Genomic DNA, 246 nt, shown 5'->3' on the forward strand with positions numbered 1-246 from the left:
TCTTCATCGCGCTGTTCCTGCTGGCCGCGCGCATCCCGCGCACGCCGCCCGGTGCCAACTGGTTTGCCGCCGCCATCAGCTGTGCCCTGCTGGGCCGGCTGGCGGTGCTGTATCTCACGCCCCTGGGTGAACTGGCGCTGGCCAATCCGGTGTATGGCAGTTTCCTGATCCTGGAAAAGGTGCTGCTGGTGATGGGCTTCGTGCGCTTCTTCGATCTGCAGCAGAGAACGCTGCTGGTGCGCGCCG

At 65.9% G+C, this 246-nt stretch carries 1 protein-coding gene; it reads left to right on the plus strand.

Annotated elements, in window-relative coordinates; translation table 11 throughout:
• On the plus strand, nt 1–246 hold a 246-nt coding region (locus ACZ3GY_RS24620), incomplete at both ends, for a hypothetical protein (protein WP_465912426.1).

This window comes from Pseudomonas sp. PME37.24/006, from assembly GCF_055556635.1.